The following is a 1,603-nucleotide window of genomic DNA, read 5'->3' on the forward strand; positions in this document are numbered from 1 at the left end:
GTTCTGGATGATCGTGTACGGCCCGTTGCGCAGGTTCCAGCTCTCGGCTGTCGCCGGCGTCAGGACCAGGTTGAGCGTGGCGCCTGATATGTCGACCGTGCCGCCGACGATCAGCCTGTCGGCGCCGGATGGGGTCGCCTCGACCTCCAGGACGCCATGATTGACATAGTTGCCGCCGACCGCCTGGACGCCGATGGAATTGCCGACGCCGTGCGTGCCGAGGATGGTGACATTGCCGCCCATGGTGCCGATGCCGCCAAGGCGCGCGCCGGAATCCACCGTGACATCGCCGGCGAGGCTCGCTGTGCCATGGCTGGCGTCGCCCACCACCAGCGTTCCCATGTCGACGGTGGTCAGGCCCGCATAGCTGTTCTGTCCGTTGAGCGTCAGCTTGCCCGCGCCGGTCTTGGTCAGAGAGCCGTTTCCGGAAATGGTGCCGCCGATGACGTCGTCATGACCGAGCGCGCCGAGCGAAAGCTGCGGCGCCAGCTGTGAATCGTCGATTAGTATGGCCCCGTCGCCAGACAGCGAACCGACATCGAGCACGGAGTCCTGGTTGCGGAAGCGAACCAGCACGCTGCCGCCGGCGCCGTTGAGGATGGTTGCATCAGCCGCCTGCGATGCCTGCTGGAAATCGAGCGTGCCGCCGGCCTCGTTGACCAGCGTCGCCGTTCCGCCGTCCGAATGTCCGTAGAAAATGGTCGAGCCGCCATTCCGGTTGGTTATCGTGGCGTCCCCGGCGGAGGAAGATACATTGCTTGAGTAATCGTCGTCGAAGGTCGTCCTGCTGAAATAATACGGTATGCCCAGGCCGTCATTGACGATGGTAGCATTGGCGGCGCTTGCTCCTGTGAAGGTGACCGAGCCGCCGCCCTGGTTGATGATGCTGGCCGTGCCGGCATCGGTTCCGGTGCTGAAATTGAGCCCGCCAGTGCCGTCCTTCGCCAGAATGATGGTGGCCGCGCCGGCGGTCGCATTGCGCAGGAAGTTGAGGTCGCCCAACCCGACGGTGATCGAGATATCCTCGGCACTGACCGGATTGGCGGCGTCGTTGCCCGAGAAATAGAGCTTGGCCCATCCCCCGCTTCCGTTGGAGTTTATGGCGACCAGTCCGTCGCCGAGCGCGCCTGTCGCCGTCACGACAAGGCCGCCGCCGCGCACCGCCGTGCCGCCCGAATAGCTGTTGGCGCCGGTCAGCGTCAGCGTGCCGGAACTGGTCTTGGCGAGTTGTCCGTCGCCCGAAACCACGCCGTCGAGGATCAGGTTCTTGCCGGCGCCGACATCGAAGGTGCCGCCGTTGGCGCCGAGGATTATCTGGCGCTCCAGCGTGAAACTGACGGGATTGCCCGTCACCTGCAGCGCGCCGCCGTTCAAGGTCAGGGCGCCCGAGACATCGCCCAGCGACCAGTCGCCGCCGATCCTCAATGTGCCCTGGTCGACGGTCCACGACGTCACCGCGCTGGTGCTGCCGGTCAAGGTCCATGTGCCGTTGCCGGTCTTTTCGTAGATGCCGAAACCCTGGTATTGCTGTCCGACGCCTGAGACGTCGAAGCTGCTGTCGACGTTCCCGCCGAGCCTCAACGTGTCGGCCGCGCTGAAGGCC

Annotated in this window: 1 protein-coding gene; it reads right to left on the bottom strand. The window is 65.3% G+C overall.

The window, feature by feature from the left end:
- Positions 1 to 1,603, bottom strand: a 1,603-nt coding sequence (locus EN994_RS30565) for an autotransporter-associated beta strand repeat-containing protein (protein WP_206530537.1), incomplete at both ends; no start/stop codon positions are given.

Source organism: Mesorhizobium sp. M7A.F.Ca.CA.002.09.1.1 (genome assembly GCF_003998555.1).
GTDB lineage: Bacteria > Pseudomonadota > Alphaproteobacteria > Rhizobiales > Rhizobiaceae > Mesorhizobium > Mesorhizobium ciceri.